Here is a 14,517-nt window from a genome sequence, read left to right as displayed (position 1 = left end):
CCGCTCACCAGGCGGGCAGGCAACCGTCCGAGGCTTCGGCCGTCCGCGGCACCTTCGCCCATGCGTCCGCCACCATGTCCGTGACAGGGGGAACGGCGTAGCCGAACCTGCGCATCCGGTCGGCCATGTCCTCGACCGTCGTATGGAGACGATGGGCACACACGAGCAGATGTTCCAGGCCGACGCTCGTCTCGAGCGGCATCCAGTCGTTCGACGTGTAGGCGTTCTCCTTCAGGATCACGAGATCCTTCGCTGTCATGGGGGCGTCCGGATAGGGGTAGTCCTGCAGGCGAAGACCGGCCGCGCGCAGCCGTTCCGCCACCTCGAGAGCCGGAAGATCAGTGCTCATGGCCCGGATGAGCACCCACGCGGCGGGCAGTTCCGCAGAGTCCGTCAGGTACTTCGCACCCCATGCTGCCTGGGTGAGGAGCGTGGCGTCATCGCCGGCCAACTCCCTGAACCGCACTTCACCGGTCGTCCGCTCCGGCCGCGAGATACGGGCGCCCAGGGCAAGCAGCCGCTCACGGGCCTCCACGATGGACATTCCTGTCACTCGCGCGGCGCGGACGACATGCCGGGTGCTCACCGGACGCGCCAGATCAAGCCATGGGGTCCTGGCGTCGGCGTTCCGGCTGAGCAGCGTCAGGTCGTGGGCCTCGGGCTCCGGCCAGTCGGATCCGCTCGGGTCAACGACCGGCAGGCCCCACTGCCGCAGCCGCACCGCGGCCTCCTGAGAGGTCCACCCGTTCCACTGCGCCGTGCACACCACATGCCCCCACGGCACGCCGCGGTTCGGACGTCCTGGGTAAGGGATCCACGCTCCGAGGGCTGCGCGTTCGACCTGCGAGGCGGGAACAGGGGGGAGCGGCTCCGGCATCGGTCCCACGAGTGCGCCGAGCTCCTTCATCCGCTCGGCCACACGCAGCAGAGGCAGGTCGAGAGCACTGGCCTTGTAGACGAGATGAGCCAGAGGCACGTCCAAGACTGGATTCAATCCGTCTTCCTGCCCACCGGGAGAAGCCGCGCAGGCCGTGAACAACTGCACTTCGTCCGGCGTCAGGTCGAGAGGCAGTTCATCGAAAGGAACGTCGACACCCAGGCTTCTGAGCAGCTCTCCCGTTCGAGCCAACGACTCGCCGCTACGGCGTGCGAGTCTGTGAACAGCCATGAGGGACGCCGGCTCGTCGAGGTCGATCGAGAGGCCGTCATCCAGAGGAATGCCGAGCAGGTGAGCGTGTTCCGGAGCGGAGCCGGCCGACGAGGAATGCTCGGAGACGGTGTAGCCGATCGCCTCAAGGGCCAGTGCGGTGTTCTCGACGGTCTCACCGGTCAGGTAAGCCGAGTTGAGCACATGTGCCGACGTGACCGGACTGGTCCTCTGCTCGTCACCATTGATTCGGTTGAGAGCCAGATGCAAAGACCTGTACGGGCCTCCGAGTTCCGCTTGTCTGATCACATCGACGCCGAGCGCCCGAAGCTCCTCACGTACGGCACGCGGAGTCGTGTTCAGCTGCCGCGCCGCGTCGACGATGTGCTTCGCTCCGATCGGTTCGGATGCCCAGGGGGCCAGTCCGTCCAACCGGGCGCTGAACAGGATGCGCGCCCGCGAGGCGGCGGGACTTCCGGGATCCCTCAGAGCGGCGTACGGAGATGTGTCGTACCCGCAGGACTCAAGGAGCCTGAATGCCTCGTGTGTGGTCAACTTCGTGTTCTCGCAGGTCGTCAGCATGGCTATCGGGGAGACCTTCTGACCGGGCGGCAGCCAAGGGCGCATGCCATCGTTGTCCCTGCTGAGAAGCAGGAGGGTCTCTTCTCCCGGCAGCGCCTCACCGTCCAGCCGGCCCGGAACGAGAACGGGCCGTCCGAGCTCTCCGAGCCGCGTGAGCGTCTGGGAGAGAGAAAGATTGAGCGTGCGTGCGTAGTGGACCACGTCACCGAGCTGCGGCTCCCCGTCCCAGACCGCGCGCCCTTCATCGTCTCCCAGGAGCCATGCGTCGGAAGGACGAGCCCAGCGGAGGGTGGCGGACGGCAGATCGGAGGGACAGCAGTCTCCGAGAGCACGCTCGACGTCGGTGGGGAAGTACGCCAGATAACGCCAGAGAGCAAGATGACCGGGAAGACGCGCCACCCTCCAGTAGGCATCGTGCCGTCGACTGCGTGACTTCGGCGATCGGTACCGGGTCCAGTTGCATCGAAGGTCCACGTCCGCGGACAGGAAGCCTGTCCGGACAATGTCCGAGGCACTGCCGTCCTCGTGGACCAGCCGTGCCCCGCACTCCACGAGCCCCTGGACCACTTGGTCCGCGACGCGCGGCTCCGTGTCGGCCACATGCGCCAGCCATGCCTCAGTCAACAGCTCGCTCGCGGCCAGTGACGGAGCGGCCTTGCGCAGCCGCTTCTGGAGGGGCTCGAAGACATCGTGCAGGATCTGGCTCCGGTCGACGGACAGCTGCGGCACCGACCCCCGCGCATTGAGGGTGGTGCCCAGCGAACCCTGCAGGTTCACCACCGCTCCGACGACCCGCATTTCACCGGCGGGCCTCATGTCGCGGCCGGATTCCGCACCCGGCGGGTACCAGTTCGCGCGGGTCGCGATGCCGTCGACGAGCAGCGCCCCTCCGTGCTCACACCAGTAGACGTCGCCGTGCGTGTCCGCAACCACCTGACCGGTCGCGTTGATGGACAGCCCCCCGACGCTGTCGGGACGGCTTCGGTATTCGCCCTTCCTCCACTGCTCCTGCGGACGCCACTCCCAGGCTTCCTCGCCCGCCTCCGTATCGAACCGGGCGACGCCCAGCACCGCTCGCAGGGCACGTACACAGCTGAAGTCGGCGGGTACGTCACTGCGCAGGTACCAGCGCACCCGGGTGCCGCAGACCTCCCCGAGGAAGTCGCTCTCCTCGCTGTGTTCCCGCACCTGGAAGAGGTGATCCGGCCCGGCGATCGTGACGCTCAAAGGGACGGCCGGAGAGCCGTCCTTGAGGAACTTTCGCGTCTCCACCTCGATCTCGTCCGCGAGCATGAAGTAGCTGAGCACACCGATCCCGAACCGGCTGTTCTCCCGGAATGGGATCTTCTCCCACTCCCACAGCCGCTTCTCCTCCTGGAACGGGGAGAGATGGGAGAGTCTGGCGCCCCCCTGCGCGAAGGCATGGACCAATTCCTCGCGCCCCATCCCGGACCCGTTGTCCACGCACTGGAGGAATCTCCGCGGTCCCTCCATCCCCTGGCTGATCCTGATCCGCCCGCGCCACTCGGGCCGGTGCTGATGAGAACGCGCGAGCAGCGTCTCCCGCGCAAGCCTGACCTCGCAGGCGTCCATGGCGTTCTGGTAGAGCTCACGCACGGCGAGGTTGCGGTCGGTGTAGAGCTGCTCCCCGATGAGGAGTTCGCGCACCCGCGGACCGTCGAGTCCGAACCGGGTGACGACAGGCAGGAACCGCTTCCTCCCGTCGACGTCGGCAGGCGTCACTTCATCGGCGGAGGCGCGGCTGGGCAACGCCGCGAGCTCCTCCGGTACGGACGTCCGGGCCCCGATCAGACCGTCGAGGAACCCGACCCTTTCCTGGAGCGCCACCATGACCGCTTGGTGGCTGCACGCCGCGCGCAGGCGCACGGTCCGGTCCGTGATCTCCCATTCCGCCGCGTTGACGTCCCGCCTGACCTGGGCCAGACCGACACGGTCTCTTCCACCGCTGTTCTCCACCAGCACCGGCGGCAGCTCTGCGAGATCGAGAGCCATGATCTGCGCGGCCGCGAGCAGATGTCCGATCAGCTCGTACCGGACGACGAAGTCAGCGCCGTCCCGCGCTACCGGTGGTTCGGCCAGCACCCCCGCGCCCTCCTGCATGGCGCGGAAGAGCCAGGCGACGAGATCGATGTGGAGGATCTCCGACAGCTGCTCGGTTCCCGCCACCGTCTCGATGTAGTCCCTCAGCTTGACTCCGAAGTCACGGGCGCTGGCCATGCGAACCTCGGACCGGTGCACGACCCAGGCCTGAGCGATGTACCGATCACGGTCGCTGCGGCGGGGGTCGTTGCGCAGGGTGGTCTGCTGGTCCAGTCGCGGGTAGCGCTCCCAGGCCGCCTTCACCTTGGAGTGCGCCCGCGACGGCTTCGTGAGTCCGACCGCGTCCACCGCGCGGGACAACCGGAACCCGTGGTAGAGCGCGGGGGCCATCACCAGCACGGCCGTTTCCCGTGGAGTGAACCGCGCGTCCGGCATGGCGTCGACCAACTGCTCCAGCCGGGCGGCGGCCCGCCGCCCCGACTCCCAGTCCACCCACGGGTCGTCGGCCAGAGGCTTTCTGTCATCCTCGAGGCGTCGGGCGAGCCCCTGTGCCACGTACTCCGTCTCTTCCCTCAACTGGGCGACGGACCCTTCGGCACGACGCCACACGCCGTGGCCGTACGGGAGAACGGGCACCGGCGCCGGAAGGAAAGCGAACCGCTGGCGGCCACCCTCGCTGCTGAGCCTCGCCTCCTGATCGGAACCGGGGTGGCGGCGTCGCAACTCCTGCATCCCCTGGTCGATCAGTGCTCGGAGCCTGTCGGCGCCGAGCGGAGCCTGCGCGTCTGCCAGCACGTCGCGCAGGGCTCGGGTGAAGAGGCTGAACCCCGTGGCACCCTCGCTGACGTACGCTGCCCGCTCCTCCGGTGCGCAGGCCAGAAGGTAGCTGAGACGGCCTGAGGCAGGCGGGGTGGTGTTCGGGCGGGAGAGCACGTCCCCGGTGTCGGCCACCAGCCGGTCCCGGCAGGCGTCGATGACGAACAGAGTCTCCGCGCACCGGCTTTCCTCAACCTCTTTCGGCCAATCCTCGTCGAGGGAGACGTTGGTGCTCTTCAGACCCCGTCTGCGCTCCGGATCGGGCTCGGAGTCATGGGCTGCGAACCAGTGGGTCCCGTTGTACTGGAATCCGTGGCCGCTCAGGTAGACGACCAACCACTCGCCGCGGGCGGCACCTCTGACGAAGTCGGCGATACGGTCGTTGAGCTCCGCCGCGAGAAAGTCACGGCAGCCACTCGCGGGGTCGATGACGTACCCCTGTTCCGCCATGGAGCGGGATATCTCCAGGTACTCCGTGTGCAGGTACTCCAGATTCGGCCAGTTGGGCGATGCGTACTGCGGCACGAACAGCAGGAGCGCGCGATGACCGTTCGCGTGCATCAGCTCTCTGCGCCCTGCCTGTCACGCGCCCCGAACACCAGGGTGATGCCTCCCTTGCCTTCCACCTCGCTCGTCCCGATCAGCCTGATGCCACCCTTCGCGGAGATTTCGAAGGAGACTTGGACCTCTTTCAGAGGGAAGGCCGACTGCTCCTGCGCGATGGTGTCGAACATCCCCCGCAAGGACGCCACCGTGCGCTCCAGGTTGTCGCGGAGGCGGTCTGCAGGAACGTTCGCCACCTCCAGGTCGGCACCCCCGCGCCCGCGACGGCGCAGCCCCTTGGTGCCCCCGCCGTAACCCTCCCCCGCGTCCGCCTCCACGAGGACCTCCAAGCCCTCGACCGAGGCCGCACCCAACCCGTAATTCGATGTCACGATATGACCCCCGATGTCCCTGCACTCGACCGATGCTGGGATATTACCGACGGCTCGTCGGGCAGGTGACGGTTTCAGGAAGTTGGGGCTCAGTCCGTGACGTCGATGAGGCAGGCGTTCGTCTCCACACCCGCCGCCGTGACCACCTGTACCTCCACAGCGCCGGGTTCGACCTCGACCGGGACGGGCACGGTGAGCACGGTGTCCGCCGGGTTGGCGAAGCCTCCGGTGACCGGGATCAGGGGGACGTGCACGTGCACCCGCCCGATCCTGACGACCACCCGGGCCAGCCGGTCCGGGCTGCCCGCGCCGGGCGGGACGAACCCCGCGCCGCGGATCTCGATGTCGTCACCGGTACGGATGGGCGCGTCGAGGTCCCCGGCCTCCCTGGCCCGCACGACCGACAGGATGACCGGCCGACCACCCTCCGCGTACTTCCCGGCGAAGTACGTCGCCGCCGAGACGGCGACCAGGACGGCCAGGCCCCAGGGCAGGTCAGGCAGCTGCTCCGGGCGGCGTGCCAGACGGACCGCCGCGAACAGTACGGCGACGGTGCTGACCAGCACGTACTGCACATCGGTGAAGCTGCCTCGCCCGGAGTCGTCGGTCAGCAGGTCGGCGGCGCGCGGCCGGTCGGCGCGGAGCTTCTGCAGCCGCTGGGACAGCACACGGACCGTCACCACCCGGCGTACGACGACGGCGACGGCGCACACCAGCGCGAGCACCGTCAGGATGCCGACCGAGCGGACCAGGTCCAGGCCCTCGATCAGCGCGTCACGGTCCGCGTGGTCGGACGCCCCGGCCAGTTGCAGCGCGAGGACGAGGACGGCGAAGACCGCGAGCAGCACCCAGGAGGCGGCGACGGTGCGCGAGGTGGAGAGCCGGTTGTCCTCGCCGATCAGCGGGGCGAGGAGGCCGCCGCGTGCCCGGTGGACGCGGGCGGCGCCGGTCAGCAGGCCCCCGGTCACGCATGCGGCGATCAGGCCCGCGGTGCGGGCCGTGGACCAGCCGGCCCCGATGGCGGTCACGGCCTCGCCGACGAGCAGCAGGACGACACCGCCCCAGACCACGGTCAGGGTGCGCAGCCAGAGGGTGTGGAGCCAGGCGTCACCGGCCTCGCGGCTGCGTTCGGCGACGGCACGGGCCGACTCGGTCAGTTCGTCCGACACCCACTGCCGGGACGCGGAGACGGACTGCGCGACCGCGCCGGGCAGTCCCTGCCCGGCGGCGAGTTCATCCCGCTTGGTGAGGAAGGCGGCCACCGCCCGCCGGTGGCCTTCACGTGCTCCGTGCGGGCAGTCGCCGCACGTACAGCCACCGCCGTGCGTGCTCTTCGCCCTCGCCTCGTCCAACGCCACGGAGAACGCCGCCCTTTCCCGCCCTGATCGAACCAACTCGCCGTTTATTTCTACGAATTGTGCCGTACGGAGCGGCCCCCCACCGCATCGGGGCGGACCGGGGGCGCGTGTCGCTGAAATGTGCGATTCTCAGGCGCTGAGGACGAGGTAGGCGAGGCCCAGCGTCCCCCGGTACCCGCCGTAGTAGCCGGTGCGGCGCGCGTCGACGGCCTCGGTCACCGCGGCGTGCAGCCGGTGCCCCGCGTTGGCCGGCGCCCAGCGCTCCCCGCGCCCGATGTTGGCGGCGGACTCGAAGAGGTCCCACTCGCGCTGGTCGGCGACGGTCACCTGGAGCGGCCTGAGACCTGCGGCCTCCGCCTGCCGGACCAGTTGCAGGAGCGAGCCGAAGTCGTCAGGTTCCGCGCCGAGGCCCTCCAGCGCGGCGGGCGAGGGCTCCCGCTCCCAGAACCCGTCGCCGAACAGCACCCGGCCGCCGGGGCGTACGGCTGCCTTCAGGGCTTTCAGCGCCTCCGGGGTACCGCCGGGCCAGGCATGCGAGGAACCGATGCAGACGGCCAGGTCGTAGTCCTCGCCCGGGTATTCCGCCGCCGGGACCTCGTGGAACCTCACCCGGTCACCGATCCCCCGCCCCTCCGCGAGCCGCACCCCCCGCGCGACGGCGTCCGGGTCCGTCTCGACACCGTCCCCGGTGGATCCGGGCGCCGTTTCGACCAGGCGCATCAGCAGCTCGCCCCAGCCACTGCCGAAGTCGGCGATCCGCGCGCCGGGGGCCGGCGAGCAGGCGGCGACCAACTGGGCGGCATGCGCCTCGGACAGCGGGGTGTTCCAGATCAGGCTGTCGTTGCCGGGGGCGGACATGAGCGCGCGGACTTCTTCGGCTGACATGCGCCTCAGCCTGGCACGGCAGCTCCCCGACGGGCCAGGCGTTTTACCGCCCCCGGTCACCGGCCCCGGTTGTAGACCTCCGTGAGGTCAGCCTCGACCGGGAACGGCACATCCAGCCTGAGCTTGTTGTGATGGATTCCTGTCGGCGTGTAGGCCTTGAGCGCGGGGTCGAGTTCGTAGACGTACACGATGGGCAAGCCGTCGTCGTTCGCCTCGACCCGCCAGAAGTGTCCGATCCCAGCAGCCGCGTACTTCCGTGGTTTGACGTCACGGTCCCGGCCGACGGAATCGGGCGACACCACTTCGACGGCCAGGACGACGTCCTCCGGGGCGTACCACGTCTGATCGGCACCCGTGTCCGCCTCAGCGCGGTAGACCAGCAGATCCGGCTCCGGTCTGTTGCTGCTGTCGAGCCTGATGCCCATCTCCCGGTCTACGTCCAGGCCGGTCGGGAGGTGCGCCAGCAGCGCCCTCTCCAGCAACCACATCACGCGCGTGTGGAACTTCCGCTGCGGACTCACGAAGACGAGACTCCCGTCGATCAGCTCTGTGTGCCGCGGCAGGTCCGGAAGCAGATCGAGATCCTCCGCCACCCAGCCCTGGGGCGGGGGGACGGGGTAGTGGTAGTGCTCGGCCAGATCGTCGTCGGGTGCGGCACTCATGATGGCTCCCATTTGGCTGAGTCTCGTCTCCTCAGCCAGCGTACCCAGCGGATACGACGATGCCGCCGCCCAAACGAATGAGCGACGGCATCGGCATTGACCTCAGGGAGCAGGGGTCACTCCCACTCGATCGTCCCCGGCGGCTTGCTCGTCACGTCGAGCACCACGCGGTTGACCTCGGCGACCTCGTTGGTGATGCGGGTCGAGATCTTCGCCAGCGTCTCGTACGGCAGGCGCGACCAGTCGGCCGTCATGGCGTCCTCGGAGGAGACCGGGCGCAGCACGATCGGGTGGCCGTAGGTGCGGCCGTCACCCTGGACGCCGACGCTGCGGACGTCCGCGAGCAGGACCACGGGGCACTGCCAGATGTCGCGGTCCAGGCCGGCGGCGGTCAGCTCCTCGCGGGCGATGGCGTCGGCCTCGCGCAGCAGGTCGAGCCGCTCCTTGGTGACGTCGCCGACGATGCGGATGCCGAGGCCGGGGCCGGGGAACGGCTGGCGCTGGACGATCTCCTCGGGCAGGCCGAGCTCCTGGCCGACCATCCGGACCTCGTCCTTGAACAGCTGGCGCAGCGGCTCGACGAGCTGGAACTCGATGTCGTCGGGGAGCCCGCCCACGTTGTGGTGGGACTTGATGTTGGCGGTGCCGGTGCCGCCGCCGGACTCGACGACGTCCGGGTACAGGGTGCCCTGGACGAGGAAGGCGACCTCGGGGCCCTCCTCCTGGAGGATCTCCAGCTGGGCCTGCTCGAAGACGCGGATGAACTCGCGGCCGATGATCTTCCGCTTCTGCTCCGGGTCGGAGACCCCGGCCAGGGCGTCGAGGAAGCGCTTCTCCGCGTCGACGACCTTCAGCTTCGCACCGGTCGCGGCGACGAAGTCCTTCTCGACCTGCTCGGTCTCGCCCTTGCGCATCAGACCGTGGTCGACGTACACGCAGGTGAGCTGGGAACCGATGGCCTTCTGCACGAGGGCCGCGGCTACCGCGGAGTCCACGCCGCCGGAGAGGCCGCAGATCGCGCGCTTGTCGCCGACCTGCTCGCGGATCAGGGCGATCTGCTCCTCGACGACGTTGGTGGTCGTCCAGGTCGGCTCGATGCCCGCGCCGCGGTAGAGGAAGTGCTCCAGGACCTGCTGGCCGAAGGTCGAGTGCATGACCTCCGGGTGGTACTGGACGCCGTAGAGCTTCTTCTCGTCGTTCTCGAAGGCGGCGACCGGGACGACGTCCGTGGACGCGGTCACGGTGAAGCCCTCGGGGGCGGCGGAGCAGGCGTCGCCGTGCGACATCCACACCGGCTGCTCGGTGGGCGTGCCCTCGAAGAGGGTGGAGCCCGCCTTGGAGACGGCGAGGGAGGTGCGGCCGTACTCGCGTGCGCCGTTGTCGTCGACCGTGCCGCCGAGGGTGGTGGCCATCAGCTGGAAGCCGTAGCACATGCCGAAGACCGGGACACCGGCCTCGAACAGCGCGCGGTCGATGCTGGGCGCGCCCTCCGCGTACACCGAGGACGGGCCGCCGGACAGGATGATCGCCCGGGGGTTCCTGGCCAGCATCTCGGCCACCGGCATGGTGGACGGGACGATCTCGCTGTAGACCCGGGCCTCACGGACACGGCGGGCGATGAGCTGGGCGTACTGGGCGCCGAAGTCGACAACCAGGACGACGTCGGTCGCGGTGTCGGGGGCGGCGGGGGGTGCTGCTGGCACTGGGGCGGCCTTCCGGCGGTGGAGAGGGGTCGGTCCACCCAATTCTACCGGCCGTGGGACATCGCCCCGCCGGGCTCCCGTCTCACCATCCGGGCCCTGCGTGGACCGGCTCCGCGGCGGGGGCCATACTTGCCCCATGCGTCAGCACACGATCTTCGTCTTTACCTATGGCATCCGGCCCGCCGGCTGCCATGGTCGTGCTGCTTGAGCAACTGACAAGCAACTTCTCCAGGCGCCCCGGGCTCACAAGCCCGGGGCGTTCTGGCGTTCCGGGCCGGTAGCTCCGGGGGCCTCAGCCCACCAGGAGCCACAGATGAACAGCACCGCACCCACGAAGACGGCCGCCGAACGGACCGGCGCGCACACCGACGAGGCCGCGTCCCTGATCGGGGGCGCCCGGACGCGCATCGACGCGCTGGACGACCGGATCATCGGCCTCGTCCAGGAACGGATGGCCGTCTCGGCGGTCATCCAGGAGGCGAGGATCACGTCCGGGGGCCGCCGGGTGAACCTCTCCCGCGAGATGGACGTCCTCAGCCACTACAGCGACGCCCTGGGCAAGCCGGGCACGGCCCTCGCCATGACGCTGCTGGAGCTGTGCCGCGGCCGGGTGTGACGTACGGGAAACGGCCGGGTGCGACGTACGGGAAGGCTGTACGGCCGCACCCCCGTTCGGGCCGGGTCTCACCCGTACGGCGCGTGACCGGGTCCCGGACGGCTTCGTTGGTCCCGGTGTCCGCGCCAGCCAGGGGTGGCAACGGTGGGAATCCACGTGTGGCTCCGCCGGAACGTGTGACGTACCGCAAGTACGTCGTGGGACCACGGCCCGGCGTGTGTGACCGGTCGGCAGGGGACAGCCTCCCGGTCACCCGTGTGCGGCCGGCCCCGGGGACGCCCGGGGACCGGCCGCCACTCGGGCCGTCATGACGACGGCCCTCGGCCCCCGCTCGGCGCGGCGCCGACCATGCCCGCGACCGCCTCGTGGCCGCGAGGAAGCCTCCGGTCCCCGTCGTCCCGGAGCCGGCGGACCCGCACCGTCCGTGCCGGCCGCGCAGCCCGGAACGGGCGCGTCGCCGGTGCCGTGCCGCACCGTGTCCCGGGCCCTGTCCCACCGCACCGTCCCGCGCACCGGAGGTGAGTCCGAGGTGTCGCCGCCGGTGCCGGTGGTGCTGCTGTGAATCGGTGCGGGTCCGCCCTCGCGGCGGCGCCGGGAGTCCCGCCGGGCGGAGGCGTGGATCGAGTGCGGCCCGGGAGTGTGGCGAGCGCCACATAAAGATCCTGTGAGGCCGGATACAACCGTTCCCCCACTTCACAGGTCATGCATGGCGAACACCACGGCTCGTTCCGTACCCCACAACGGCAGGCCCGTTCACTCCTTTTCAGGCGTACCGCAACCCGCGCGGTACACGGACCCGCTGAGGCCCCAGATGAAGCTCCGCCGCACCCTGGCACTCGCTGCCGCCACCGCCGTCATAGGCCCGGTCGTCCTGCTCTCGGCCCCGGCCGCTTTCGCGGAGACCGAGACCACGACGACCGAGACGACCTCGCCCTCGCCCACCGAGACGCCGAGCGAGACGCCGTCCGCGACGCCGCCGTCCGAGGACACCGAGTCCGCTTCGCCGTCCGTGACGCCCGAGGCCACGGAGTCGTCCGAAGGCACCGTGCCGGAGACCACCTCCCCGGCCCCCACCGACACCGAGTCCGAGAGCCCGTCCGCGACGCCGACACCCACCGCTTCGGAGACCGAGGACGAGGACGAGGACGAGGAGCTCGGCGAGTGCAAGCCGCGCCCGCTCGAACTCGGCATCAACGGCCTCTCCGGCAAGATCGTCCGGGGCAGCGGCTGGGACCGGTTCACGTTCAACATCTACAACGACTCGAACAAGACCGTGAAGAACGTGGCGTTCTTCGCGGGCGCCGCGGCCGACGAGGCCGGCGCGCAGCTCTTCACCACGAAGCAGGTCCAGCTCCAGGCCCTCAACGAGGCTGACGGCACGTGGGAGGACGTGGAGGACTTCGGCACCTCGTCCGGGTACGTCGGCGAGACCGACCAGATCAAGCCCGGCTACGAGGTCGACATCGACCTGCGCCTCAAGGTGGCGGCGAGTGCCCCGGTGGGCGCCGGCTTCAGCCTCGGCGGCGGGCTCGTCTTCGGCGAGGACTTCGAGACCGCCCCGTGCTTCCAGGACGTGGCCTACAAGTTCCAGATCGTCGACGCCGGTGGCGACGACGGTGCGAAGCCCCAGGAGGGTGGCGAGGTCCCCGTGCCCGGCAAGAAGCCGGCCGCCGACACCGCCAAGGTCACCGGCAGCCTCGCCGAGACCGGTTCGTCCTCCAGCACTCCGGTGATCGCCCTCGCGGGCGGCGCGGCCGTGGTGCTGGGCGCAGGCGCGATGTTCATCGTGCGGCGCCGCAAGAACGGTGACGCCGCCGCGTAAGGCGCGTCACCGCGAGGTACGTGAAGGGGCTGCACTCGGAGGGGGGTGCAGCCCCTTGGCGTTCCCGTTTCACGCCTCCTCGGCGGCTGCCTTCGGGGGCACCACCGGGATCCCCAGGAACGGCAGCTTCAGCGCGCCGAAGGCCTCCTCGGGTACGGCGGGCGCCTGCGGCTCGACCGCTGCGAGCCTTTCGTAGGCCGCGCCCTGCGCCGGGCGCGGGTCGGCCTCGCCCTTGTTGGGCCAGAAGGACATCGCCCGCTCCGCCTGCGCGGTGATGGTCAGCGACGGGTTGACCCCGAGGTTGGCGGAGACCGCGGACCCGTCGACCACGGAGATGCCCGGGTGTCCGTACAGCCGGTGGTACGGGTCGATGACGCCTTCCGCCGGACTCGCTCCGATCGGGCAGCCGCCGAGGAAGTGCGCGGTGAGCGGGGTGCCCATCAGCTCCCCGACGTTCGATCCGGCGAAGCCGTTGATCTCCTGGGCGAGGAGCGTCGCGCCCTGGGTGGCCTCGGCGATCTGGGTCGGGTTGGGCGCCCCGTGGCCCTGCCGGGCGGTGAGCAGGCCCTTGCCGACGCCGCCGGGCTTCCGGTACGCGGTCAGCGAGTTGTCCAGCGACTGCATCACGAGACCGATGATGGTCCGCTCCGACCAGCGCCGGTTGGACAGCGAGCGCATCATGAGCAACGGGTGCTTGGCCACGTTGCCGAACCAGCCCAGCACCCGGTGGGTGCTGTGGGGCACCTGGAGGATGGTCAGGGCGCCCATCGCGTTGGAGCCCTTGCCGTAACGCACCGGCTCGATGTGGGTGTTCTCGTCGGGGTGGATGGACGAGGTGATGGCGACACCCCGGGTGAAGTCGGCCTTGGCGGTGCCGTGCTTCTTGCGGTAGCGGCGGTCGCTGGTCTGTGCGCCCACCAGCCCCTCGGAGTTGGTGCGGGTCAGCTCACCGAGCCGGGAGGAGAGCCGGGGCAGCAGCCCTTCGTCCTTCATCGTGTGCAGCAGGGTCTGGGTGCCGTACGTGCCCGCGGCGATGACCACCTCGCGGGCGCGCAGCACGGACGGCTCCGCCCTGCGGCGCCGGTTCGTGGGCACGGTGGACACCCGGTAGCCGCCGTCCGGGCCGTCCGTGACCGCGACGACGGACGTCATCGGATGGATGACGGCGCCGGCCTTCTCCGCGAGGTACAGGTAGTTCTCGTTGAGGGTGTTCTTCGCGCCGTGCCGGCAGCCCGTCATGCATTCACCGCACTCGGAGCAGGCCTTGCGGGCTGGGCCCGCACCGCCGAAGTAGGGGTCTGCCACCTCCACGCCGGGCTTCGTGCGCGTCGTGCCGTCGGCGTCCCGGCCGTCGCCGAAGAAGACGCCGACGGGGGCGAGGTGGAAGGTGTCACCGACGCCCATCGTCTCGGCCACGGCTTTGAGGTGGACGTCCGCCGGGGTCACGGTCGGGTTGAGCCGCACACCCAGCATCCGCTTCGCCTGGTCGTAGTACGGCGCCAACTCGGCCTTCCAGTCCGTGATGCCGGCCCACTGGCGGTCCTCGAAGAACGGCGCGGGCGGCACGTACAGCGTGTTGGCGTAGTTGAGGGAGCCACCGCCGACGCCCGCGCCGGCCAGCACCATCACCTTGCCCAGCAGATGCACGCGCTGGATGCCGAACAGGCCGAGCGCCGGGGCCCACAGGTAGTTCTTGATGTCCCAGGAGCTCTTGGGCAGTGTCGCGCGCGTGAAGCGGCGGCCCGCCTCCAGGACACCCACCCGGTAGCCCTTCTCGCTCAGTCTCAGGGCCGAGACCGCGCCGCCGAAGCCCGAGCCGACGACGAGTACGTCGTAGTCGTACGCGTCGTCGGCCGCCGCCGGGCCGGCCTGGTTCTGGGCATGGCTGTCCTGGGACATGGCTCTCCTCGGTACGGAAAGGGCGGGTAGG

General features: G+C 69.9%; 9 protein-coding genes. 2 read left to right on the top strand and 7 right to left on the bottom strand.

The features are described from left to right. Positions 1 to 4: 4 nt before the first annotated feature. The 6 genes from JOC24_RS02520 to guaA all read right to left on the bottom strand — a co-directional run bounded on the left by JOC24_RS02520 (position 5) and on the right by guaA (position 10,149). The gene (locus JOC24_RS02520; protein WP_205018404.1) at positions 5 to 5,167 is read right to left on the bottom strand and encodes a wHTH domain-containing protein; all 5,163 of its coding nucleotides are present in this window, start codon (positions 5,165 to 5,167) and stop codon (positions 5 to 7) included. Next, on the bottom strand, positions 5,167 to 5,541 hold the full coding sequence (locus JOC24_RS02515; protein WP_205018403.1) for a Pepco domain-containing protein: 375 nt from the start codon (positions 5,539 to 5,541) through the stop codon (positions 5,167 to 5,169). Before JOC24_RS02515 ends, JOC24_RS02520 begins: the two co-directional genes overlap by 1 nt. A gap of 89 nt (positions 5,542 to 5,630) precedes the next feature. Next, complete coding sequence (locus JOC24_RS02510) at positions 5,631 to 6,899, bottom strand: hypothetical protein (protein ID WP_205018402.1); 1,269 nt, start codon at positions 6,897 to 6,899, stop codon at positions 5,631 to 5,633. A gap of 129 nt (positions 6,900 to 7,028) precedes the next feature. Further along, the gene (locus tag JOC24_RS02505; protein WP_205018401.1) at positions 7,029 to 7,784 is read right to left on the bottom strand and encodes an SAM-dependent methyltransferase; all 756 of its coding nucleotides are present in this window, start codon (positions 7,782 to 7,784) and stop codon (positions 7,029 to 7,031) included. 56 nt (positions 7,785 to 7,840) lie between these two features. Beyond that, complete coding sequence (locus JOC24_RS02500; RefSeq protein ID WP_205018400.1) at positions 7,841 to 8,446, bottom strand: Uma2 family endonuclease; 606 nt, start codon at positions 8,444 to 8,446, stop codon at positions 7,841 to 7,843. 116 nt (positions 8,447 to 8,562) lie between these two features. Then, entirely contained in the window at positions 8,563 to 10,149 is a 1,587-nt protein-coding gene (gene guaA, locus JOC24_RS02495; RefSeq protein ID WP_205018399.1) for a glutamine-hydrolyzing GMP synthase, read from the bottom strand. A gap of 313 nt (positions 10,150 to 10,462) precedes the next feature. Here guaA and JOC24_RS02490 point away from each other — a divergent pair, with 313 nt between their 5' ends. Continuing rightward, positions 10,463 to 10,765 carry a chorismate mutase gene (locus JOC24_RS02490; protein ID WP_205018398.1) on the top strand — a complete coding sequence of 101 codons (303 nt, stop codon included), beginning with the start codon at positions 10,463 to 10,465 and terminating at the stop codon, positions 10,763 to 10,765. Between the two features lie 811 nt (positions 10,766 to 11,576). Continuing rightward, complete coding sequence (locus JOC24_RS02485) at positions 11,577 to 12,587, top strand: LAETG motif-containing sortase-dependent surface protein (protein WP_205018397.1); 1,011 nt, start codon at positions 11,577 to 11,579, stop codon at positions 12,585 to 12,587. A gap of 69 nt (positions 12,588 to 12,656) precedes the next feature. On the opposite strand, the gene JOC24_RS02480 is transcribed toward JOC24_RS02485, so the two are convergent. Then, complete coding sequence (locus JOC24_RS02480; RefSeq protein WP_205018396.1) at positions 12,657 to 14,486, bottom strand: GMC oxidoreductase; 1,830 nt, start codon at positions 14,484 to 14,486, stop codon at positions 12,657 to 12,659. Positions 14,487 to 14,517: the final 31 nt, after the last annotated feature.

The sequence above is a fragment of the Streptomyces sp. HB132 genome (genome assembly GCF_016909575.1).
Lineage (GTDB): Bacteria > Actinomycetota > Actinomycetes > Streptomycetales > Streptomycetaceae > Streptomyces.
Note: the sequence above shows the minus strand (reverse complement) of the source record. Positions and strands in the feature narration are given on the sequence as shown.